Consider the following 22,254-nt stretch of genomic DNA (forward strand, 5'->3'; position numbering starts at 1 on the left):
CACCTCGGATCTGCTATGATTGCGCCGAAACTGGACCGGGGGGGCGGATGATGCAAGCGAAAGCGCCGCATCCGGGGCCGGCGGGGCGATTCCCGCTTGCATCCGGGCGGTTTGGGCTGTAACGCGCACACACTTCACAGGCAGGGGCGGGCCCTTGCGGGAGAAATCCGCAAGACGTCCACCGGTTGGGGCATCCGCCCTGAGATCCCCTGCCAAGGCGCAAACCGGAAAGGAACCAAGTTATGGCGCTCCCCGAATTCTCGCTCCGTCAGCTTCTGGAAGCTGGCGTCCACTACGGTCACCAGACGCAGCGTTGGAACCCCCGCATGGGCGAGTTCATCTATGGTGACCGCAACGGCATCCACATCGTCGACCTGACGCAGACCGTCCCCATGCTGGACGCCGCGCTGAACGTCATCCGCGACACCGTCGCCAAGGGCGGCCGTGTCCTGTTCGTCGGCACCAAGCGTCAGGCACAGAAGTCGATCGCCGAAGCCGCCGAGAAGTCGGCCCAGTTCTACATGAACCACCGTTGGCTGGGCGGCACGCTGACCAACTGGAAGACCGTCAGCCAGTCGATCAACCGCATGAAGGCCATCGACGAGACACTGGCAGGCGGCGCCGAAGGTCTGACCAAGAAAGAGCGTCTGCAGCTCGAGCGCGATCAGGAAAAGCTGACCGCAAGCCTGGGCGGCATCCGCGACATGGGCGGCCTGCCGGACCTGCTGTTCGTCATCGACGTGAACAAGGAAGACCTCGCGATCGCCGAAGCGCGCAAGCTGGGCATCCCGGTCGTCGCGGTCGTGGATACCAACTGCTCGCCCGACGGCGTGGACTATATCATCCCGGGCAACGACGACGCGGCCCGCGCGATCTCGCTGTACTGCGACCTGGCAAGCCGCGCCGCACTTGACGGCATGTCGGCACAGATGGGCGCCGCCGGCGTCGATCTGGGTTCGCTGGCCGAAGCTCCCGAAGAGCTGGCCGTCGAAGAAGAAGCCCAGGCCTGATCGGCCCGCGATACGCGTTTTCACCGAACTGTCGTCAGGCGGGGATATTCCCCCGCCTGACCGCTTGAACACAAGGAGACGGACATGGCAATCACCGCTGCTATGGTGAAAGAGCTGCGCGAGACCACCGGCGCAGGCATGATGGACGCCAAGAAGGCGCTGACCGAGAACGACGGCGACATGGAAGCCTCCATCGACTGGCTGCGCACCAAGGGTCTTGCCAAGGCTGCCAAGAAGTCGGGCCGCGTGGCCGCCGAAGGTCTGGTCGCCGTTGCCGTGCGTGACGGCCGTGGCGTGGCTGTCGAAGTGAACTCGGAAACCGACTTCGTCGGCAAGAACGAAGAGTTCCAGAACATGGTCCGCAAGATCGCGGAAGCCGCCCTGAACGTGAACGACGTCGAGGCGCTGAAGAACGAGAAGATCGACGGCAAGCCGGTCTCGGAAATCCTGACCGATGCGATCGCCAAGATCGGCGAGAACATGACCCTTCGCCGGATGGTCACCGTCGAGGCGCCGACCGTCGTGCATTACGTGCATAACGCCGCTGCCGACGGCATGGGCAAGATCGGCGTTCTGGTCGGCCTAGAAGGCGGGAACGAGGAACTGGGTCGCCAGATCGCGATGCACGTCGCCGCGACCTCGCCCTCGTCGCTGGACGAGACCGACCTGGACCCCGCGCTGGTGCAGCGCGAGAAGGACGTCCTGACCGAGCAGGCACGCGCATCTGGCAAGCCCGAAGCCGTCATCGAGAAGATGATCGAAGGCCGCATGAAGAAGTTCTTCGAGGAGGTCACGCTGACCGGCCAGAAGTTCGTCATCAACCCCGACCTGACCGTGGCCCAGGCCGCACAGGAAGCGGGCGCGACCATCAAGGCCTATGCCCGCGTCGAAGTCGGCGAAGGCATCGAGAAGCTGGAAGAGGATTTCGCGGCAGAGGTCGCCAAGACCCTCGGCGGTTCCTGATCCGCGCGATCATTGCTGAAAACACGAATGCCGGTCCCGATGGGGCCGGCATTTTCCGTTCCGCGTCCGTGGTTCAGGGGAGGGGGCAGCGCGGTTCAGGCGGCGAAGTCCCTGATGGCGATGTCAGCCAAGGCAACAAGGCCAACATCGCCTGTTCCTGACACTTGCGTGTCACCACTCACGGAACATGCACATGCTGCACCAAGCCGGGGTCGCACCCAATTGGCGGAAAACCATACCATTGCAGTCAAATGAGCGGCCGCTTGCCATCGTCGGGAACGCCGTTGAACAGCTGCTGGGTCACATGGGCCTTCAGAACGGCCTGCGGGGTGGTTTCGACGCCCAGATTCTCTCGCGCCAGGCGAAGGTGCTTTTCGACCGTCGCCACCGTGATTCCCAGGATGATCGAGATCTCTGAGATCGTCTTGCCGAGCGAACGCCACAGCAGCACCTCGCGCTGGCGGGGCGTCAGGTTGCGTTCGGGGGTGCTGCGGGAAAGGGTCGCGATGCGCATATGCATGACGGCCGACAGAAGGCGCATCGCCGCGCCGTTGCGGTCCCAGATCTCTCGCAGGCGTGCGGCGGAGGTGTGCGAGCCGCCCCAGAGCAGCACGACACCGCAACTGTTGAGTGCCGTGCCATGCAGGCTGATCACCTGCACCGCGTCGAATCCCTGAGAGATCATGCGTTCGAACAGGGCAGGCTTGCCCAGTTCCTCGGCCACGGCGGAGGCCGAGATGACCCCGGTCGTTCGGATCGTGCGGTCGATCAATTCCGGCGCAATCAGTTCCGCATGCATTTTCTTGGGCAGGTTTCCAATCACGATTGGAGCCTCTCTCAGGCTCGGAACGGGAATATCGGTCGAGAATGTCGCGCGATATTGAACCAGTTTATACCCGTAAAAGTTGCTGGCTTCGACAAAGGCGATATTAGCGTCACCGATTGACGCGGCGGAAACCACGTTTTGAATAAATTCTGTAAGCATTAGGACCCGCGAACATCGCAACTATAAACACCATTCAATAAGCATTTGTATTTTCCAAAACTCAAGCAAATTGAGCCTTCGTTCATGAAACATGGGTTTTTTGTGGCAGATCGGCGGGCCTCGGGTGCTTGGGGCTGGACCTGTAGGCATCTTGCATGCCAATCATGGCGCGGTTTTGACAGCTTGGACGGCACGGCATGCCCTTTACCATCGCGATCGACGGACCTGCGGCCTCGGGCAAGGGGACGATCTCGCGCGCGATCTCGGCGCATTTCGGGTTCCGGCATCTGGATACGGGGCTGCTCTATCGGGCGATCGGGGCGATGGGCGGCGATCCGATCGCCGCCGCGCGCGCATTGGTGCCGCAGGATCTGGACCGGGCCGATCTGCGCACGGCCGAAGCGGGGCAGGCGGCCAGCCGCGTCGCCGTCATCCCCGAGGTGCGCGCGGCGCTGGTCGATTTCCAGCGGCGCTTCGCGCTGGAGGAGCCGGGCGCGGTGCTGGACGGCCGCGATATCGGATCGGTGATCTGTCCGGACGCGCGGGTGAAGCTCTATGTCATCGCCTCGGACGAGGTGCGCGCGGCACGTCGCGCGGCCGAGCTGGGCGCCGACCCCGCGCAGATGCTGATCGAACTGCGGGAACGCGACCGTCGCGACAGCGAACGTGCGACGGCCCCCTTGCGCCCTGCCGATGACGCGATCGTCCTAGACACCAGCAGCCTGACCATCGATCAGGCCGTCGAACGTGCCATCGCCGAGGTTGCGCGCGCCCGCGGTTAACCGATGATCTCGAACCTGTTCACATCGACCATGCCGCGGTCGGTGATCTTCAGCGCCGGGATCACCGGCAGGGCCAGGAAGGCCAGCTGAAGGAACGGCTCTTCCAGGGTCGTGCCCAGGGTGCGGGCGGCGGCGCGCAGGTCGATCAGCCGGTCGCGCACGTCCTCGAACGGGCCAAGGCTCATGAGGCCCGCGATGGGCAGGGGCAGTTCGGCCAGCACGCGTCCGTCGCGGACGACGACGAAGCCGCCCTCGATTTCCGACAGGCGGTTCGCGGCCAGCGCCATGTCGTCGTAATCCATGCCCACCACCGCGATGTTGTGATGGTCGTGGCAGACGGTCGAGGCGATGGCGCCATGCCGCAGCCCGAAGCCCTGCACGAAACCCGTGGCGATGTTGCCGTTCTTGCCGTGACGCTCGACCACGGCGATGCGGACCAGGTCGCGGTCGGCATCGGGGCGCTTGTCGCCATCGACCGGCGCGATGTGGTGGGTCAGGTGTTCGGTGATGATCTTGCCTTCGAGGATGCCGATCACCGGCGTCTCCTCGGCATTGCCGCTGCAGCGGAAATCCTGCGGGGCGAGCACGGGTGCCTTGACCGACTCGCGCCCCGGTGCCGCGACATGCCCGCGCGCGCCAAGCGCCGCGTCATCCACCACGCGCCCGCCCGCGATCACCAGCGATGCCCGGCAGTCGGCCAGATCGGGCATTGCCACGATATCGGCGCGCAGCCCCGGCGCGATCAACCCGCGATCCTTCAGGCCGAACGCCTCGGCCGCCGACAGGCTGGCCGCGCGATAGACGGCCAGCGGCGGCACGCCGCGCGCGATCAGGCGGCGGATCATGTAATCCAGATGCCCGTGTTCGTCGATGTCCAGCGGGTTCCGGTCGTCAGTGCAAAGGCACATGTAGGGGCTGGTGCGTTCGTCCAACAGGGGTGCCAACGCTTCCAGGTCCTTGCTGACGGACCCTTCGCGGATCAGCACGCGCATGCCCTTCTGCAGCTTCTCGCGCGCCTCCTCGGCGGTGGTGGCCTCGTGTTCGGTGCGGATTCCGGCGGCGACATAGGCGTTCAGGTCGCGGCCCCGCAGCTGCGGGCAATGCCCGTCGACATGACCGCCCGCGAACAGGCGCAGCTTGGCCATCGCCGCCGGATCGCGGTGGATCACGCCGGGATAGTTCATGAACTCGGCCAGCCCGATCCCCGAGGGGTGGTTCATCACCTGCGCCAGATCCCCGGCCTCGATCCGCGCGCCGGCGGTCTCCATCTCGGTCGAGGGGACGCAGCTGGACAGCTGCACGCGCAGGTCCATCATCACATGCGCCGATGCGTCCTGGAAATACCGGATGCCGTCCAGCCCGATGACGTTGGCGATCTCGTGCGGGTCGCAGATGGCCGTGGTGACGCCGCGCGGGGTCACGCAGCGGTCGAATTCGAAGGGCGTGACGAGGCTGCTTTCGACATGCAGATGCGTATCGATGAAGCCCGGCACCAGCACCATGCCCGACACGTCGATCACCTGCGCGCCGTCGTAATCGGCAGCGATGCCCGCGATCCGGTCGCCGCAGATCGCGACATCGCCTTCCAGCAGGTCGCCCGTGATCAGGTCCAGAACGCGCCCGCCCCGCAGGACCAGGTCGGCCTGCATGTCACCCCGGGCCTGCGCGATGCGGCGTTCCAGATCGTCCATGTCGTCATCCCCTTGAATTGAAGGAAACAACAAACCGGAATGCGGGGGCCGCGTCCAGCCCCCGCGGCCGCTTCAGGGGTTCCAGCGCAGGAAGTTCGCGATCAGGCGCAGCCCGATATCCTGCGATTTTTCAGGGTGGAACTGGGTGCCCACGATATTGTCGCGCCCGACGACTGCCGTGACGGGCCCGCCATATTCGACATGGGCCAGCAGATGCGCGGGATCGGCCACGCGGAAATGCCAGCTGTGCACGAAATAGGCGTGATCGCCCGTGCGTATGCCGTCCAGCACCGGGTGGGGGTGATCGACGACCAGATCGTTCCAGCCCATATGCGGCACCTTGAGATCGGGCGCGTCGATGGAAACGACCTCTCCTCCGATCCAGTCGAGGCCGGGGGTCTGGCGGTATTCATGCCCGGTCGAGGCCAGCATCTGCATGCCGACGCAGATCCCCATGAAGGGCTTGCCCTGGACCAGCACCGCCTCGCGCAGGGCCTCGGCCATGCCGTCCACCTCGCCCAGTGCCGTGCGGCAGGCGGGAAAGGCGCCGTCGCCCGGCAGGACGATGCGGTCGGCCTTCATCGCGGTTTCGGGGTCCGAGGTGACGATCACCTCGGCGCCGATGTCGTGGCCCATCTTCTGGAAGGCCTTTTCGGCGGAATGCAGGTTCCCGCTGTCGTAATCGACCAGTGCGACGCGCATCACAGGGCCCCCTTGGTCGAAGGCAGGACGCCCGCCATGCGGGGATCGGGTTCGACCGCCTCGCGCAGGGCGCGGGCCACGGCCTTGAACGCGGCCTCGGCGATGTGGTGGCTGTTCAGCCCGTGGATGCGGTCCACATGCAGCGTGATGCCGCCATGGGTGGACAGCGCCTGGAAGAACTCGCGGACCAGTTCGGTGTCGAAGCTGCCGATCTTCTCGGTCGGGAAATCGACGTTCCAGACCAGGAAGGCACGGCCCGACAGGTCCAGCGCCGCGGCGATCTGCGCATCGTCCATCGCCAGGTGGAACCGGCCATAGCGGCGGATGCCCGTCTTGTCGCCCAATGCCCGAACCAGGGCCTGACCGATGGCGATGCCCGTATCTTCGACCGTGTGGTGGTCGTCGATATGCAGGTCGCCCGTGGCGCGGATGGTCATGTCGATCAGCGAATGGCGGGCCAGCTGGTCCAGCATGTGATCGAAGAAGCCCACGCCGGTCTGGTTGTCATAGACGCCGGTGCCGTCGAGGTTCAGCGTGACCTCGATCTTCGTCTCGGCAGTGGTGCGGGTGATCGTCGCCTGACGCATGGGGTGTCCTTCCTGATTGCCCGCGCCTTATAGGCCGGGCAGCACCGTCAGCCAAGATGCACCTGACCGGCCGGGTATCGCACCCGCGGCACCATCCGCGTCGCCAGGAAGAACCCGAGCGTCAGCGGACCCACCCGCCCGAGGAACATGACGACCATGATGACCGCGCGCCCGAAATCGTTCAGTTCCCCGGTATAGCCGCGCGACAGGCCGGTCGTGCCGAAGGCGGATGCGACCTCGAAGGCGATATCCACGAATTCGCCGTCATGGCTGATCGTCAGCATGAACATCGCGGTGAAGACCACCATCGACGCGATAGAGATCAGCGCCATCGCCTTCAGCACGTCGCCAAGCGGGATGGACCGCCCGAAGGCCCAGATCTCGGTCCGGCGGCGCAGGAAGGCGATCGTGGCCAGCACCATGACCACAACGGTCGTGACCTTCAGCCCGCCCGCCGTCGATGTGGGGCCGCCGCCGATGATCATCAGCGCCATGTACAGAAGCGACGTCGAATCGTGCAGCCCCCCGATATCGGTCGAATTGAAGCCCGCCGTGCGGGGCGTGACCCCCTGGAACCAGGCGACCGTCAGCCGCGCGGTCGCGCTGTCGTATCGCGCCAGCGTGGCGGGGTTGTTCCATTCCAGGATCGCGGTCAGCCCGACCCCCAGAACGATCAGCACGGCGGTGCCCACGACCATCAGCCGGGTGTGCAGGCTCCACCCCCGCCAGAAGCGGCGGTTCGCGATGTCGCCCACCACCACGTATCCGATGCCGCCAAGGATGAAGAGACCGGGGATCACTACGTTCACGACCGGGTCCAGCGCGTAATCCGTCAGCCCCGCCGAGAAGGTCGAAAAACCCGCATTGTTGAAGGCGGATACCGAATGGAAGATCGCGTGCCACAGTCCCTGGGCCAGTCCGTGACGGGGCATGAAGGACAGGCACAGCAGCATCGCGCCCGCGATCTCGGCCATCAGGACGACGCGCAGGATGGTCCAGACCAGCGCCGTCAGCTTGCTGTAGGAGGTCTGGTTCAGATCCTCGCGCAAGTAGGCGCCGTGGGTGATGCCGATGGGCAGGCCAAGCGCGGACCAGACCATGACCGCGAAGGTCATCAGTCCCAGCCCGCCCAGTTGGACCAGCACCGCCACGACAAGCTGGCCCCAGAAGGTCAGCACCGTTTCGGTGTCGATCACCGCCAGCCCCGTCACCGTCACCGCCGAGGTCGAGGTGAACAGCGCATCCATCAGCGTGATCGGCACCCGCGCCATCGGCGGCAGCATCAGGGCCAGCCCGCCCAGCAGGATCAGCGCAAGGTATCCCGCTGCCAGAACCGCGGGCGGCGGCGTCCGCGCCAGCCAGCGCGACAACCAGCGCATCCTCACAGCTGGTCGCCGAAACGCGTCAGGTCGGGGCGCTTGCCCAGCAGCAGCAGGCGGTCGTTGGCCTGAAGCGGCCGGTCGTCCAGCCGCAGGTTGCAGAACTCGGTCCCGCGCATCAGGCCCAGCACCTCGATCCCCTTGCCGATGTTCAGATCCTTCAGATGCCGCCCTGCCAGTCGCTGGGGGATCAGCAGGTTCACGACCGAAAAGCCGTTCCCCAGGCTGACGTAATCCTGCACCGCCGGGTTGTTCAGCATCTGCGCGGTGTGGCGGCCCATCTCCAGCCCCGGCATGACGACGCGGTCCGCACCGATCTTGGACAGGATGCGGTGGTGGGTCCGGCTCTCGGCCTTGGCCCAGACGGTGCCCACGCCGATCAGGCGCAGGTTCATCGCCGCGATCACGTTGCTTTCCAGGTCGTTCCCGATGGACACCAGGCCCACATCGTAGCGGTCGATCCCCGCCTCGCGCAGCGCGCCCTCGTCGGTGGCATCCAGGATCACCGACTGGGGCAGGGTCTCGGCCAGGGCCGCGACGCGGCGCGGATCCTTGTCCACACCCATGACCCGGTTGCCGAAACGCGCAAGCTCGGACGCGACGACGCTGCCGAACGAGCCGAGCCCGATGACCACGAAACTTCTGGACTGCTTTCCCATCCCGCCACCATCAAGGGCAAAAACCCGCGGATGCTGTATCCCTGCGCAATGCGAAGTCAAGCGCGACCGAAGGTCGGGGAAATGGGAACTTTCCACCCGCAGGTGGCCTTTCTGACCCAAATGTGAGAGTAACCTCGCGTTCCGAAGGCGGGTATCCGCCCATGGTCTGTCGTCACGAACGGCAACGGACCTCAAACCCGATCTAGATCTATCTGAAAGGGACAGATGTCACAGCCGCCAAACAAACCGCCCGAGGGGCCGGGCAAGCCGAAGGCCCCCCGCGATCTGACCCGCGAACAGGACGCCCTGTCCGGTCGCGTGCCCCCGCGCGCCGAAAAGCAGGCCCCCAAGCCCGGGCCCGCCACCCCCGAGCCCGCAGCCTCCGATATCGCGGTCGATGACAGCGGCGTCGAGGCCCTTCCCGAACCCGAGGGCCCGACCGAGATCATCGAGACCGATTACGAGATCGGTCAGGACAATATCGAAGGGCGCGCGCCCATTCCCTTCGACATCCACAACCCGGTCTTCGGCATCTCGGCCGCCGCGGTGGTGCTGTTCACCGTTCTGACCATCTTCTTCGCCGATCAGGCCGAACCCCTGTTCGCCGGCATCCGGGGTGCGATCACCTCGAATCTCGACTGGTTCTTCATGCTGGCAGGCAACATCTTCGTGCTGTTGTGCCTGGCGCTGATCGTGTCGCCGCTTGGCAAGGTCCGCCTGGGCGGACCGGAAGCCACGCCCGATTTCAGCCTGTCGGGCTGGTTCGCGATGCTGTTTGCGGCAGGCATGGGCATCGGCCTGATGTTCTATGGCGTGTCCGAGCCGCTGGGCCATTTCGAGGCCGCGCTGGGCGGTCCCGTCATGGAGAACGGCGTGCGGACCGACTGGGCCCCGCTTGACGGTGCTGCAGGCGATCAGGCGGGCGCGATCCGTCTGGGCATGGCCGCGACGATCTTCCACTGGGGTCTGCACCCCTGGGCGGTCTATGCCATCGTCGCGCTGGCGCTTGGCCTGTTCGCCTACAACAAGGGCCTGCCGCTGACGCTGCGCTCGGTCTTCTATCCGATCTTCGGGGAACGGATCTGGGGCTGGCCGGGTCACATCATCGACGTGCTGGCCGTGCTTGCGACGATCTTCGGGCTTGCGACCTCGTTGGGTCTGGGCGCGGAACAGGCGACCGCCGGCCTGGCGGACCTGTTCGGCATTCCGGACGGCATGACGACCAAGGTGGTCCTTATTTTGGCCATCACGCTTGTCGCCACCATGTCGGTCGTGCTGGGCGTGGAAAAGGGCGTAAAGCGCCTGTCCGAGCTGAACATGATCCTGGCGATCCTGCTTCTGGCCTTTGTCATTCTGGTCGGTCCGACCATCGCGATCCTGACGGGCTTCTTCAAGAATCTCGGCACCTACGCGGCCGAGCTGATCCCGCTGTCGAATCCCTTCGGCCGCAGCGACGACAACTTCCGCCAGGGCTGGACCGCCTTCTACTGGGCATGGTGGATCAGCTGGTCGCCCTTCGTCGGCATGTTCATCGCCCGCGTCTCGCGCGGTCGTTCGGTGCGCGAATTCCTGATCGCCGTGCTGATCGTGCCCTCGGTCATCTCGGTCCTGTGGATGACGGCGCTTGGCGGAACCGCGATCGACATGACGCTGGAAGGTTTCTCGGGGATCACGGATGCGGCGCTGGAACTGAAGCTGTTCGAGATGCTGTCGCAGCTGCCCCTGTCGTCGATCACCAGCTTCATCGGCATCGTGCTGGTCATCGTGTTCTTCGTCACCTCGTCGGATTCGGGATCGCTGGTCATCGACACGATCGCCGCCGGCGGCAAGGTCAACGCCCCCGTGCCGCAGCGCATCTTCTGGTGCGTGGTCGAGGGGCTGATCGCCATCTCGCTGCTTGTCGGCGGGGGACTGATCGCGCTTCAGGCCATGGCGGTCTCGACCGGGCTGCCCTTCACCATCGTCCTTCTGGGGGCCTGCTGGGCCATCGTGAAGGGTCTGATGGCCGAACGGCGGGAACTTGCCTGATCGGGCAACATGAACGAACGGGCGGGCGGGATTTCCCGCCCGTTCTTGTATCGGGCGGTCTTCGGTGCCACAACATTCTGGTAAAGACACCAGGGGACCTACGCCGATGAGCGAGATTTCAGCCAGCGAACGCCGGCTCGGCGCAGCACTCGACAAGATCGACCGGCTTCTCGAGGCCCGCTCGATGCGGCCTGTCGCGGAGGATGGCGATCTGCGGGCCGAACTGGACCGCGAACGCGCCCTGAACGCCGAATTGCAGGCGCAGCTGCAGACCGCATCCGCACCCGAGGATCACGACCACGAGGGCGAGCTGGCCGATCTTCGATCGCGCCTGGACACGGCCGCGGAAAACGCCGCACGCCTGTCCGCCGCCAACGAGGAACTGACCACCGCAAACCGCAACCTGATCGACGCCCATGCGACCGGCGGCATCGGCGATGACGAGATGCGCGAGGCCCTCGAGGCCGAGGTGTCGGCCCTGCGTGCGGCCCGTGCAGCCGAGATGGCGCAGATGAGCGAGATCATGGCAGAGCTGGAACGCCTGCTGGGCGAGGATGCCGCCCCTGCCACTGACCCGCAGGAAGTGGTGGCCGACGGGGCGGGCCTGCCCGAAGACACGACCGACAGGCAGGAGGGCTGACCCATGGCCGAGGTTGATTTCACGATCGGGCACAAGGAATACCGCGTCGGCGCCGCCGATGGCGAGGAACGGCTGCTGCAGCGCGCCGCCCAGCTTCTGGACGCCGAGGCGCAGCAGATCCTGTCGCAGGCGGGGCGCGTTCCCGAACCGCGGCTGCTGCTGCTGGCGGGGCTGATGCTGGCCGACCGCTTTGCCGCGATGGAGGATCGCGCCGAGAAGGCCGAGCGCCTTGCCGCCCGGCTTCAGCAGAACCCGCCCAAGGTCGAGGTTCCGGTCATCCCGCCCGAACTGAAGGAAAGCATGGCCGAACTGGCGGCCCGCGCCGAATCCCTGGCCGAACGCCTGTCCGAACAGGAAGAGGCGGCGAACCCCGCCCCCTGATCCGTCGCGGAAGGGCAGGGGCGGTTCAGTCGCCCTTGCCGTCGCCCAGGAAGGCCGCCAGCGTGTCGCCGACCGCATCGGCCGCATCGGCATGCAGCCAATGGCCCGCGCCCTTGATCGTCACCGTACGCGCCTGCGGGAAATGCGCGCGAAGCGCAGCCTCGCCCGCTTCGGTGACATAGTCCGACAGCTCTCCCCTGATCTCCAGCACCTTGCCGGCAAAGCTGCCCTTGGGCGCATCCTCGGGCCAGCCGACGATCTGGGGCATGTATTCGCGCAGCGCGCTCAGGTTCAGCCGCCACGCGACGGGCTGGGCCTTCAGATCCAGGTTCTGCAGCAGGAAGGCCCGAACGCCGCGTTCGGGGACATGTTCGGCCAGCGCGCGGTCGGCCTCGGCGCGGCGGGTCATGGTCGCGATCTGCAGCGCCTCCATCGCATCGACGAAACGGGTCTGGTCGTGGCCATAGGCGATGGGCGCGATGTCCAGCACGGCCAGCCTGCGCACAAGTTCGGGATGTGTCAGCGCCAGCAGCATCGCGGCCTTGCCGCCCATCGAATGCCCGACCAGGTCGACGCGCCCGCCCAGATCGCCGATCAGCGCCGCCAGATCGCCCGCCAGCGCGGCATAGCTGGCATCGGGGTCGTGCGGGCTTTCGCCGTGATTGCGCAGGTCCACCGTGATGACGGGCCGGGTCTCGGCCAGCTTGCGGGCCTGCGCGCCCAGATTGCGGCCCTGGCCATAGAGGCCGTGGACCAGAAGGACGGGCAGCCCGTCCTGCGGACCGGAGATGGTGTGATTCAGCTTCATTCCACATTGTTAGATCGTCTGGCGTCCGCCCGCCATCCCGTCTAACCTGCCGCCCATGACACGAAAGCCCGACAGCTTCGAAGACATTCCGGCCATGGCCGACGAGATCGCGCAGCTGATGGCATCGCGCTTCGGCGGTGCGCGGCGCGGCGAACGTCCCGATCTGTCGGTCATGGTCCGGCGCCGGGGCGGGGCCCTGCCGGACCGCCTGCGCCGCAAGGCCAAGACCCTGGCCCGCGCCGACCGCCTTGCCCGTCAGCCCCGCATCGCGCGTCAGCTGCCGCTGCAGGATCTGGGCCGCGCCCATGCCGCGCTTGCCGCCCATCTGCAGCCACTGGGAGAGATCGCGCGCTTTCAGGGCCGCGCGATCAGCATGACGGCCTCGGTCGTGTTCGGTCTTCTGGTGCTGGCTGCCGTGGCAATCTGGATCATGGTGGGCCGCGGCACGCTTTGATTGCATTGCACGAGATGCAAGCCTGCTTTATCGGCTGAAGGGACCGCCGAACGCATCCCCGATGCGCCTGCGCATGCCCGAGCCCGTCCCAGAAAGCCAGTGACATGACCCAGAGCAGAGATTTCCGCGCCGCAATCCTGGCGCTGGCCCTTGGCGCCTTCGCCATCGGCACGTCCGAATTCGCGGCCATGGGGCTGCTGCCCTATTTCGCCGCCGACCTGCTGCTGACCGAATCGCAGGCCGGTCACGTGATCAGCGCCTATGCGATCGGCGTGGTGATCGGGGCGCCCATCACCTCGATCATGGGGGCCAGGCTGCCGCGGCGCCGGTATCTGGCGGCGCTGATGATGTTCTACGGGGTGATGAACCTGCTGGCGGCCTTCGTGCCAGGCGTGGCGGGGCTGACCGGAGTGCGGTTCCTGGCGGGCCTGCCGCATGGCGGGTTCCTGGGGGTCGCGATGCTCTATGCCGCCGATGCGCTGCCGCCCGGTCAGCGGGCGCGGGGTGCGGCGCAGGTCATCATGGGGCTGACCGTGGCCAACATCTTCGGCGTGCCGTTGGCGGGCTGGTTCGGGCAGGCCATCGGCTGGCGCTTCGGCTTCGGACTGCCGGGCGTCATCGCGCTGGCCTCGGCATGGGCGATCCTGAAGCTGGCCCCGAGGGTCGGCGGCAATCCCGATGCGCGCCCCTGGGACGAACTGCACGCCCTGCGCAATCCGCGCGTCCTGTGGACGCTGGCCGTGGGCGCCATCGGCTTCGGAGGATTGTTCGCGGTCTATGCCTATCTGACGGCGGCGATGCTGGCGACGGCGAACCCGCCCGGCTATGCGATCCCGCTGGCCCTGGCCGTCTTCGGCGTGGGCGGCACGCTCGGGACCTGGATCTCGGGTCGCGCGACCGAAATGCTGGGCACCACGCGGGCCTCGTGCATCGCGCTGGCATCCATGGCCGCGACGCAGGGCTTCGCGGCCATCGTCGTGGGCGACTGGAAGCTGATGGTGCTGTCGTCCTTCCTGCTATCGCTTGGCGCGGGGCTGGTGATCCCGCTGCAGACCCGCCTGATGGAGGTCGCGGGCGATGCGCAGAACATGGCGGCCGCGATGAACCACGCGGCCTTCAACGCGGCCAACGCGCTTGGGCCGTTCCTTGCGGGCATGGCGCTGGCCGCGGGCTGGGGCTGGCGTTCGACCGGGGTGGTGGGGATCGCGCTTACCGCCGCCGGGGCTGTCGTGCTGGGTCTGGCCACCGCGCGAGATCGGGCAGGTCGGGCGGCGGCAGCGAACGCAGGATGACCTTGCGCGAGGTCGAGTTGAACTCGCGCCTCCAGGTGACGAACAGCACCATCGCGGTGCCCAGGAACAACGCCCATGGGCCAGCCAGCCACCCGAGCGAGCCAAGCGCGAAATAGACGCTGCGAAGCCCCGCGTTGAAGCTGCGCGCGGCGGTGATGTTCAGATCGGCCGCCTGCATGGCGCGGTCCATCGCGGTCGGGTCCTCGGGCTCGTTCGGGACGGCGGCCATCATCACCGCGCAATATCCGAACAGCCGATGCGCCCAGACGAATTTCAGGAAGGCGTTCACCACGAAGAACATCGTGACCAGCAGGCGCAGCTGCCAGCCGGTATGATCCGTGGGGTCCAGCTCCAGCTCGGCCGCGATCCCGCGCAGGCGCTCGGCATTGCCGATCAGTGCCAGAAGGCCCCCGGTCGCGATCATGCAGGCCGACGCGAAGAAGGCCGTGCCCTCGCGCAGGCTGGACAGGATGTTGCCGTCGAAGATGCGCGGCTGGCGCGTGATGAACTGGCGCATCCATTCCCGGCGATACCGCTTCATCAGCACGGAAACCGACGGAATGCCCTGCGGAGGACGCTCGGTCAGGTGTCCGATGCCCAGCCAGGTGCCGAACAGCACGATCAGCGCTGCGATTTCAAGCGGGTCGAGGCGGATGCCGCCGATGAGTTCCAATGCGTCCATGGCGCGACATTAGGGCGGCTTGGCGGCGCCGGAAAGACCCTGCTTCGGCATCGACGAAAGCTGCGGAAAGGGTCTTGAAGCCGGGTTCCGCGATCCTAGATCATTGGAACCGGCGGCCATGACGGCGTCGGTATGACAGCTTGCCCGAATACGGGAAGCGTTACGATCATCGCTTGAACAAGGATGTGACAACCATGCGTAGCAACTTCGATCTCACGCCCCTCTACCGTGCCTCGATCGGTTTCGACCGGCTGGCCGACGTGATGGACCGCGCGCTCAGCGCCGACGTGTCCGCACCCACCTATCCCCCCTACAACATCGAGAAGACGGGCGAGAACGCCTATCGCATCTCGATCGCCGTGGCCGGTTTCGCGGCCGACGACCTGAACGTCGAGATGCGCGACGGATCGGTCGTCGTCTCGGCCCGCAAGGCCGAGGAGGACGATGCCCGCACCTTCCTGCATCGCGGCATCGCCACCCGCGCATTCGAGCGCAAGTTCACCCTGGCCGACCATGTCCGCGTCGAAGGTGCCAGCCATGTGGACGGCATGTTGCATGTCGATCTGGTCCGCGAGATCCCCGAGGCGCTGAAGCCCCGCCGGATCGAGATCGCCAAGGACACGCCCAAGGTCGAGAAGCTGGATTCCTGATCCGGCAATCGCAGGGTCGCCCGACGGGGCGGCCCTTTTTCGTCACAGGCGCCTGCGCGCCCGCAGCGCCGCGCTGATCGTCCCGTCGTCCAGATAATTCAGCTCGCCCCCGATGGGCACGCCCTGCGCCAGCCCGGTCACGGCGATTTCGGATCCTTCCAGCGCGTCGGCGATGTAATGGGCGGTGGTCTGCCCATCCACGGTCGCGTTCAGCGCAAGGATCACCTCGGTCACGCCCTCCTCGTGGATGCGCGATATCAGGCGCGGGATGCCCAGATCGTCTGGCCCGACCTCGTCCAGCGCCGACAACGTGCCCCCAAGAACGTGATAGCGCCCGCGAAAGGCGCCGCCGCGCTCCAGCGCCCACAGATCGGCCACGTCCTCGACCACGCAGATCTCGCCCGTGGCGCGGGCCGGATCGGCGCAGATCGGGCAGATGTCGCGATCGGTGACGTTCCCGCAGGACAGGCATTCGCGGGAATTGACGGCAACGCGGTCCAACAGCTGCGCCAGCTGGACCATCTGCGTGTCCCGCCTGCGGATCAGCGACAGCACGATACGCCGCGCCGACCGCGGACCAAGCCCCGGCAGACGCGCCATCACCGTGATCAGCGCCTGGATGTCGTCGCCACCGCCCTCCATCGCGCGATCAGAAGGGGGGCTTCATGCCCGCCGGCAGGCCGAGGCTTTCGGCCATGCGCGACATTTCCGACTGCATCTTCTCCTCGGCCAGGCGCTGCGCTTCCTTGACGGCGGCCAGGATCAGATCCTCGACCACCTCTTTTTCCGAGGGCACGAAGATCGACGGGTCGATATCCAGCGACCGCAGCTCTCCCTTGGCCGAGCAGACGGCCTTGACCAGCCCCGCACCGGATTCGCCGGTCACGGTGATGTTGGACATCTCCTCCTGCATCTCGGCCATGCGTTCCTGCATTTCCTTGGCGGTCTTCATCATCTTGGCCATGTCGCCAAGCCCGCCCAAACCCTTGATCATGTCTCAATCCTCGTCTTCGAAGGGGTCCCATTCCTCGACCTCGGCCACGGGGCCGGTGCCGCTGTCATGGGGATTGGTCGCGCCATCCGCCTCGGCCGCGATCTGGGTCGGGGCGGGGGTCACGCGTTTCACGTCGGTCAGCTTTGCGCCGGGAAAGGCCGCCATCACCTGCTGGACGATGGGCAGTTCCAAGGCGCGTTCGCGTGCGGCACGGGCCTCGGCCTCGCGCGCCTCGGCGATGGTGGGGGCGCCGCCGCCATTGGCGATGGTGACCGCCCAACGCTGTCCGCCGGTCCAGCCGCGCAGGCGTTCGGCCAGGCGTTGGGCGAAATCGGCGGGCGGGTTGTCGCGGGGCTCGAACTCGATCCGGCCGGGGCTGTAGCGGACAAGCGCCACGTGGCGTTCGACCATGACCAGCAGGGTCATGTCGCGCATGCGGGCGATCAGCTCCACGACGCTCTCGAAATCCGGAAAGCTCTCGATCAGCTGCGGCGCCACGGCCAGCGCCGTCGCCGCGTTTCCGTGCGCCTGCGCGACGGGTGCAGGGCGGGCGCGGCGGATGGCCTGCGGGGCTTGGGTCGCCTGCGCGCCCGCCACCGAAGGTCCGCGCGCGAATTCGCCCGCATTCTGCGCCTGCTGCACGCGGCGGATCAGCGCCTCGGGGTCGGGCAGGTCGGCCACATGGGTCAGCCGGATGATCGCCATTTCCGCCGCCATCATCGCGTTCGGCGCGGCCGAGACCTCTTCCAGCGCCTTGAGCAGCATCTGCCACAGCCGCGACAGGACGCGCATTGCCAGCTGTTCGGACAGCTCCTTGCCGCGGCTGCGTTCCTCGGGGGATACGGTCGGATCCTCCAGCGCGTCGGGCGTGATCTTCGCGACGGAAATCCAATGCGTGATCTCGGCCAGGTCGCGCAGCACGGCCACGGGGTCCGCGCCATCGGCATATTGCGACTGCAGCTCGGTCAGCGCCGCCGCCGCATCGCCGCGCAGGATCATGTCGAACAGGTCGATGACCCGCCCGCGATCGGCAAGGCCCAGCATCGCGCGGACCTGTTCGGCGGTCGTCTCGCCCGCGCCATGGCTGATCGACTGGTCCAGAAGGCTGGTCGCATCGCGGGCCGAGCCTTCGGCAGCGCGCGTGATCAGCGCCAGCGCGTCATCGGCAATCTGCGCGCCTTCGGCATCCGCGATGCGCTTCAGCAGGGCGATCATCACCTCGGGCTCGATCCGGCGCAGATCGAAGCGCTGGCAGCGCGACAGGACCGTCACCGGCACCTTGCGGATTTCCGTCGTGGCGAAGATGAACTTCACATGGGGGGGCGGTTCTTCCAGCGTCTTCAACAGCGCGTTGAACGCGCTGGTGGACAGCATGTGAACCTCGTCGATGATATAGATCTTGTAGCGCGCGCTGGCTGCCCGGTAATGCACGCTCTCGATGATCTCGCGGATGTCGCCGACGCCGGTGCGGGATGCGGCGTCCATCTCCATCACGTCGACATGGCGGCCTTCGCTGATGGCCGTGCAATGTTCGCAGACCCCGCAGGGTTCAGTCGTCGGGCCGCCCGTGCCGTCGGGGCCGATGCAGTTCATGCCCTTGGCGATGATGCGCGCGGTCGTCGTCTTGCCGGTCCCGCGGATGCCGGTCATGATGAAGGCCTGCGCGATGCGATCGGCGGCGAATGCGTTCTTCAGGGTGCGGACCATGGCGTCCTGGCCGACGAGGTCCGCGAAGGTCTCGGGCCGGTATTTCCTGGCCAGAACCTGGTATGCTGCTTTGCTGTCCGTCATGGCTCCCTCGGCGTCGGGCCACCTTAGCCAAGGGCGGCGGGGGCCACAACCGATCTGCGGCCCCCTGCGAAGTCGGATCAGGCCCCGGGCTGGGCGTTGTCCAGAACGACGCGGTAACGCGCCTTGCCCTCTTCCAGATGCTGGAAGGCCTCGTTGATCTTCGACATCGGGAAATGCTCGGTCACGGGGCTGATGTCGTGACGTGCGGCGAATTCCATCATCATGTTCAGCGTCGCCGGCGCACCGACGGGCGACCCCGAGATGCTGCGCTGCCCTGCCACCAGCGGGAAGGCCGCGACATCCATCGGCTCGGCCGAGATGCCCACCATGTGCAGCCGGCCCTGCGGCTTGAGCGTGTTCAGGATGGCGTTCCAGTCCATCTTGACCGCGACGGTGGACAGCACCAGATCGAAGCGCCCCTCGGCCCCGGCGATGGCATCGGCATCGCGCGAATTGATGCAGTGATGCGCGCCCATCTCGCGCGCCTCGTCCATCTTCGATTCGCTGGTAAAGGCCGTCACCTCGCAGCCCCAGGCGCGGGCGAATTGCAGCGCCAGATGCCCCAGGCCCCCGATGCCGATCACCGCGACATGGTCTGTCGGACGGATGCCGAACTGCACGAAGGGGTTGAAGACGGTGATGCCGCCGCACAGAAGCGGTCCCGCATCATGCAGCGCCATGCGGTCAGGGATACGGATCACCGCGGTTTCCTGCGCGCGAACGCGATCGGCGAAGCCGCCGTGATGGCCGATGATCGTCGGCTGCTGATCGGGGCAGAGATTGTGGTTGCCGCCCAGGCACTGCATGCAGTGGTTGCAGTATCCCGACTGCCAGCCCAGCCCCACGCGATCGCCGACCTTCAGGCCCGTCACATGCGCACCGACCGCGGCCACGGTGCCCGCGACCTCGTGCCCGCCCACGAAGGGATAGGACGAGACGCCCCATTCGTTCTGCCACATGGACATGTCGCTGTGGCAGACACCGCAATGGGCCACGGCGATCTCGACCTCGTGATGGCCCAACTGGCCCGGATCGTATTCAAAAGGGGTGAATTCGCCGTTCGCCTCGGAGGCGGCATATGCCTTGATCATGTCTCGATCCTGAAATTCTGGGAAAACTGTTGCAGACAGGCGGCCTACGGAAGGGCACTGGTCCGGTAAAAACTTCGAACAGGGATCAACGGGGACATATGGCACAGCGCCAAGATATTTCCGAAGACTGCCTGTCTGCAGGACGATGAAACGCTGTATTGCCCGAGGGGTTCCGGAAAACCTTACCTGGATCCGAATTTTTTTCCGATACGGAAATTTTTTCCGCTGTCTGCCGATTGATAGGGGCCGGATGATGTGGGGATGGGTGAGAGGCTGGACAACGACCCAGGCGGGACTCGTTACGGCTGCTTCCTTCCGGACCTGACCGAGTTGGCGAGGCGCCTGCCCGCGCCAACCTCTCGACGCCGCAGATAAGCCGCATGACGGACGGATGCAACCCCCCGCGATCCGCCGGACGCGGCGACCGCCCGCACGTCGCGTTTCCTGCGGATATGAAACCCTTCCTTAAGGCGGCAATGGCAATGTGACGCTTGCCCCGATGCGCGCGTTGCGACGCCCCGGGCGCGGACCGGATTGGGCGCCATGTTGCGGTTTTGACCGCCTCAGGTTGAACGGAGTGGCAATTGCTGACGACATGGTTGAACACCCGGCCCGAACTGGACTATCAGCGAGAGGTCAGCATTGCCGATACGGACGGCACAACAGCGCCGAGCGGGTTCTTCCAGATGAAATTTTCCACACGCATCGACAGACATGTCCCGGCGGAACAGCTGTTCGACGCAATCGGGGATTTCGACGCGCTGGAAAGGACGCTGATCTCGCGCGGGGCCAGCGTGATGCGGATCGACCCGGCCAAGGATCCGGGCACCGCGAAGGGCTGGCAGATCGGTTTCGACTGGCGCGGCAGGCCCCGCATGATGAAGCTGGTCGTCACCCGCTACGACCGCCCCGAGGCGCTGGCCATGCAGGGCCGGTCCGATGCGCTGGACCTGACGGTGAACGCGACCGTCGTCGCGCTGAACCGCGCCAAGTCGCGCCTGATCTTCGAGCTGGAGGTCCGCCCCCGCAACATGAAGGCCCGCCTGATGCTGCAGACCGCCAAGCTGGGCAAGGCGCAGCTGGACAAGCGCTTCGAGCGCCGCATTGGCGAATACCTGGACCTGATGCAGCGCTGAGGGCGCGTCAGGACCCGGCCAGCTGCGCCTCTCGAAGGGGGTCGGCCGGATAGACGCCCAGGATGTCCAGCGTCGAGGTGAAATACCGCAGCTCGTCCAGGGCCAGCGCGACATTGGCATCCTCGGGATGGCCCTCGATATCTGCATAGAACTGCGTCGCGGTGAAGACGCCGTCCACCATGTAGCTTTCCAGCTTGGTCATGTTCACGCCGTTCGTGGCGAAACCGCCCATCGCCTTGTAGAGCGCGGCGGGAATGTTGCGGACGCGGAAGACGAAGCTGGTCAGCATCCGTTCGGCACGGCGCGTCATGTCGGGGTCGCGCGACATGATCAGGAAGCGCGTCGTGTTGTTGGCGCGGTCCTCGATCTCGTCGGCCAGGCGTTCCAGCCCGTAGATGTCGCCGGCAAGGGGCGCGGCCAGCGCGGCCAGCGGCGGGTGGGCGCGGGCGGCGACCTCTTGCGCGGAGCCCGCGGTGTCGGCGCCGGTGATCGCGCGGATGCCGTGTTCGCGCAGGAACCCGCGGCATTGGCCCAGCAGGACCGGATGGCTCATCGCCTCGCGGATCTCGGACAGGGGTGTGCCGGGCACGGCCAGCAGGCTGATATGCACGCGCACGAAGGCCTCGTCCACGATGTGCAGGCCGGATTCGGGCAGCAGGTGGTGGATGTCGGCGACCCGGCCATAGGTCGAGTTCTCGACCGGCAGCATGGCCAGGTCGGCATCGCGGTTGCGCACGGCGTCGATGACGTCCTCGAATGTGCGGCAGGGCAGGGCCTCCATGTCGGGGCGCGCGGCGCGGCACGCCTCGTGGCTGTAGGCGCCCAGCTCTCCCTGAAAGGCGATGCGGTTGGTGGTCATCGGTCTGCCCCGCTTGGTCGATTATGCGAACGTCAGGTAACTATACCTTGATCAGCCAAAGAGAAAGCGGATAGATGTCCAGCGACTAGCAGAGCTTACCAAGCCGGGGACCGCACTCGATGTTCAACACCATGACCCTCACCAAGGCAGCCGGCGCATTCATCGGCGCGCTGCTCTTCCTGATGCTGGCGAACTGGGCCGCGACAGCGATCTTCCATGTCGGCCCCGCGGGTCATGCGGGCGGCGATGAGGAACATGGCGAGGGCGAGATCACGCAGGCCTATTCGATCCCGGTCCCCGAAAGCGCCGAAGGCGGCGCCGATGCGGAAGAGGAGATCGATTTCGCGGCGCTGATGGAATCCGCCGACGCGGCGCGGGGCGAACGCGAATGGGCCAAGTGCCGCGCCTGCCACGCGCTGGACGGGACCGACGGCGTCGGCCCGCATCTGAACGGCGTGGTGGGCCGCGAAGTGGCTAGCGTCGACGGCTTCGGCTACAGCGGGGCCATGCAGGATCACGCCGCCGAGGTGTCGACATGGGACCCCGAGCCCCTGCAGGTCTTCCTGACCAACCCGCGCAACGCGGTTCCGGGCACCGCCATGAGCTTTGCCGGGCTGAAGGACGCGCAGGCCCGCGCGAACCTGATCGCCTTCCTCGAACAGAATTCCTGATCCCTGCCGGATCGCCGCC

Annotated in this window: 24 protein-coding genes and 1 other RNA gene; 11 read left to right on the plus strand and 14 right to left on the minus strand. The window is 66.3% G+C overall.

The annotated features are described in order from the left end of the window. Window positions 1-242 precede the first annotated feature (242 nt). The gene (gene rpsB, locus KO490_RS12060; RefSeq protein WP_216019678.1) at window positions 243-1,010 is read left to right on the plus strand and encodes a 30S ribosomal protein S2; all 768 of its coding nucleotides are present in this window, start codon (window positions 243-245) and stop codon (window positions 1,008-1,010) included. 84 nt (window positions 1,011-1,094) lie between these two features. Then, window positions 1,095-1,973, plus strand: coding sequence for a translation elongation factor Ts (gene tsf / locus KO490_RS12065; protein WP_216019679.1), 879 nt, complete (start codon window positions 1,095-1,097; stop codon window positions 1,971-1,973). Window positions 1,974-2,220: 247 nt separating this feature from the next. On the opposite strand, the gene KO490_RS12070 is transcribed toward tsf, so the two are convergent. Beyond that, window positions 2,221-2,958 (minus strand): helix-turn-helix transcriptional regulator, encoded by a 738-nt coding sequence (locus KO490_RS12070; protein WP_216019680.1) that lies wholly within the window; start codon window positions 2,956-2,958, stop codon window positions 2,221-2,223. A 197-nt stretch (window positions 2,959-3,155) separates the two neighbouring features. On the opposite strand from KO490_RS12070, the gene KO490_RS12075 reads away from it, so the two are divergent. Further along, window positions 3,156-3,740 (plus strand): d(CMP) kinase, encoded by a 585-nt coding sequence (locus KO490_RS12075; protein ID WP_216019681.1) that lies wholly within the window; start codon window positions 3,156-3,158, stop codon window positions 3,738-3,740. Here KO490_RS12075 and ade read toward each other — a convergent pair. From ade to KO490_RS12100, 5 genes are all read right to left on the minus strand, one after another. After that, window positions 3,737-5,431 carry an adenine deaminase gene (ade, locus tag KO490_RS12080; protein WP_216019682.1) on the minus strand — a complete coding sequence of 565 codons (1,695 nt, stop codon included), beginning with the start codon at window positions 5,429-5,431 and terminating at the stop codon, window positions 3,737-3,739. The genes KO490_RS12075 and ade overlap by 4 nt on opposite strands. A gap of 72 nt (window positions 5,432-5,503) precedes the next feature. Then, window positions 5,504-6,133, minus strand: coding sequence for an imidazole glycerol phosphate synthase subunit HisH (hisH, locus tag KO490_RS12085; protein ID WP_216019683.1), 630 nt, complete (start codon window positions 6,131-6,133; stop codon window positions 5,504-5,506). Then, the gene (gene hisB, locus KO490_RS12090) at window positions 6,133-6,720 is read right to left on the minus strand and encodes an imidazoleglycerol-phosphate dehydratase HisB (RefSeq protein ID WP_216019684.1); all 588 of its coding nucleotides are present in this window, start codon (window positions 6,718-6,720) and stop codon (window positions 6,133-6,135) included. The genes hisH and hisB overlap by 1 nt, the downstream gene beginning before the upstream one ends. A 47-nt stretch (window positions 6,721-6,767) precedes the next feature. Continuing rightward, complete coding sequence (locus KO490_RS12095; RefSeq protein WP_216019685.1) at window positions 6,768-8,099, minus strand: TrkH family potassium uptake protein; 1,332 nt, start codon at window positions 8,097-8,099, stop codon at window positions 6,768-6,770. 2 nt (window positions 8,100-8,101) lie between these two features. Further along, complete coding sequence (locus KO490_RS12100; RefSeq protein WP_216019686.1) at window positions 8,102-8,758, minus strand: TrkA family potassium uptake protein; 657 nt, start codon at window positions 8,756-8,758, stop codon at window positions 8,102-8,104. A 225-nt stretch (window positions 8,759-8,983) separates the two neighbouring features. On the opposite strand from KO490_RS12100, the gene KO490_RS12105 reads away from it, so the two are divergent. From KO490_RS12105 to zapA, 3 genes are all read left to right on the plus strand, one after another. Continuing rightward, window positions 8,984-10,786: a BCCT family transporter gene (locus tag KO490_RS12105; protein WP_216019687.1), complete on the plus strand. Its 1,803-nt coding sequence runs from the start codon at window positions 8,984-8,986 to the stop codon at window positions 10,784-10,786. A gap of 106 nt (window positions 10,787-10,892) precedes the next feature. Continuing rightward, complete coding sequence (locus tag KO490_RS12110; RefSeq protein WP_216019688.1) at window positions 10,893-11,426, plus strand: hypothetical protein; 534 nt, start codon at window positions 10,893-10,895, stop codon at window positions 11,424-11,426. A 3-nt stretch (window positions 11,427-11,429) separates the two neighbouring features. Continuing rightward, window positions 11,430-11,807: a cell division protein ZapA gene (gene zapA, locus KO490_RS12115; RefSeq protein WP_216019689.1), complete on the plus strand. Its 378-nt coding sequence runs from the start codon at window positions 11,430-11,432 to the stop codon at window positions 11,805-11,807. Window positions 11,808-11,832: 25 nt separating this feature from the next. Here zapA and KO490_RS12120 read toward each other — a convergent pair whose 3' ends face one another. After that, window positions 11,833-12,615 (minus strand): alpha/beta fold hydrolase, encoded by a 783-nt coding sequence (locus KO490_RS12120; RefSeq protein WP_216019690.1) that lies wholly within the window; start codon window positions 12,613-12,615, stop codon window positions 11,833-11,835. A gap of 55 nt (window positions 12,616-12,670) precedes the next feature. Here KO490_RS12120 and KO490_RS12125 point away from each other — a divergent pair, with 55 nt between their 5' ends. After that, the gene (locus KO490_RS12125; protein WP_216019691.1) at window positions 12,671-13,069 is read left to right on the plus strand and encodes a hypothetical protein; all 399 of its coding nucleotides are present in this window, start codon (window positions 12,671-12,673) and stop codon (window positions 13,067-13,069) included. Window positions 13,070-13,173: 104 nt separating this feature from the next. After that, window positions 13,174-14,361: an MFS transporter gene (locus tag KO490_RS12130; protein ID WP_216019692.1), complete on the plus strand. Its 1,188-nt coding sequence runs from the start codon at window positions 13,174-13,176 to the stop codon at window positions 14,359-14,361. On the opposite strand, the gene KO490_RS12135 is transcribed toward KO490_RS12130, so the two are convergent. Further along, complete coding sequence (locus KO490_RS12135; protein ID WP_216019693.1) at window positions 14,279-15,043, minus strand: DUF599 domain-containing protein; 765 nt, start codon at window positions 15,041-15,043, stop codon at window positions 14,279-14,281. The two genes, KO490_RS12130 and KO490_RS12135, sit on opposite strands and share 83 nt — an antisense overlap. A gap of 194 nt (window positions 15,044-15,237) precedes the next feature. Between KO490_RS12135 and KO490_RS12140 the strand changes: the two genes are divergently transcribed. Continuing rightward, complete coding sequence (locus KO490_RS12140) at window positions 15,238-15,693, plus strand: Hsp20 family protein (protein WP_216019694.1); 456 nt, start codon at window positions 15,238-15,240, stop codon at window positions 15,691-15,693. 42 nt (window positions 15,694-15,735) lie between these two features. On the opposite strand, the gene recR is transcribed toward KO490_RS12140, so the two are convergent. The 5 genes from recR to ffs all read right to left on the minus strand — a co-directional run bounded on the left by recR (window position 15,736) and on the right by ffs (window position 19,931). Next, window positions 15,736-16,335 (minus strand): recombination mediator RecR, encoded by a 600-nt coding sequence (recR, locus tag KO490_RS12145; RefSeq protein ID WP_216019695.1) that lies wholly within the window; start codon window positions 16,333-16,335, stop codon window positions 15,736-15,738. Window positions 16,336-16,342: 7 nt separating this feature from the next. Then, window positions 16,343-16,687: a YbaB/EbfC family nucleoid-associated protein gene (locus KO490_RS12150; RefSeq protein WP_216019696.1), complete on the minus strand. Its 345-nt coding sequence runs from the start codon at window positions 16,685-16,687 to the stop codon at window positions 16,343-16,345. A gap of 3 nt (window positions 16,688-16,690) precedes the next feature. Next, the gene (locus tag KO490_RS12155; protein ID WP_216019697.1) at window positions 16,691-18,478 is read right to left on the minus strand and encodes a DNA polymerase III subunit gamma/tau; all 1,788 of its coding nucleotides are present in this window, start codon (window positions 18,476-18,478) and stop codon (window positions 16,691-16,693) included. 77 nt (window positions 18,479-18,555) lie between these two features. Further along, window positions 18,556-19,569, minus strand: coding sequence for an NAD(P)-dependent alcohol dehydrogenase (locus KO490_RS12160; RefSeq protein WP_216019698.1), 1,014 nt, complete (start codon window positions 19,567-19,569; stop codon window positions 18,556-18,558). 263 nt (window positions 19,570-19,832) lie between these two features. Continuing rightward, window positions 19,833-19,931: signal recognition particle sRNA small type (gene ffs, locus KO490_RS12165), an RNA gene on the minus strand. Window positions 19,932-20,153: 222 nt separating this feature from the next. On the opposite strand from ffs, the gene KO490_RS12170 reads away from it, so the two are divergent. Continuing rightward, complete coding sequence (locus tag KO490_RS12170) at window positions 20,154-20,705, plus strand: SRPBCC family protein (protein WP_252727161.1); 552 nt, start codon at window positions 20,154-20,156, stop codon at window positions 20,703-20,705. A gap of 7 nt (window positions 20,706-20,712) precedes the next feature. On the opposite strand, the gene KO490_RS12175 is transcribed toward KO490_RS12170, so the two are convergent. Further along, the gene (locus tag KO490_RS12175) at window positions 20,713-21,564 is read right to left on the minus strand and encodes a prephenate dehydratase (RefSeq protein ID WP_216019699.1); all 852 of its coding nucleotides are present in this window, start codon (window positions 21,562-21,564) and stop codon (window positions 20,713-20,715) included. 119 nt (window positions 21,565-21,683) lie between these two features. Between KO490_RS12175 and KO490_RS12180 the strand changes: the two genes are divergently transcribed. Then, entirely contained in the window at window positions 21,684-22,235 is a 552-nt protein-coding gene (locus KO490_RS12180; RefSeq protein ID WP_216019700.1) for a cytochrome c family protein, read from the plus strand. Window positions 22,236-22,254: the final 19 nt, after the last annotated feature.

The organism is Paracoccus sp. C2R09 (assembly GCF_018860625.1).
Taxonomy (GTDB): domain Bacteria; phylum Pseudomonadota; class Alphaproteobacteria; order Rhodobacterales; family Rhodobacteraceae; genus Paracoccus.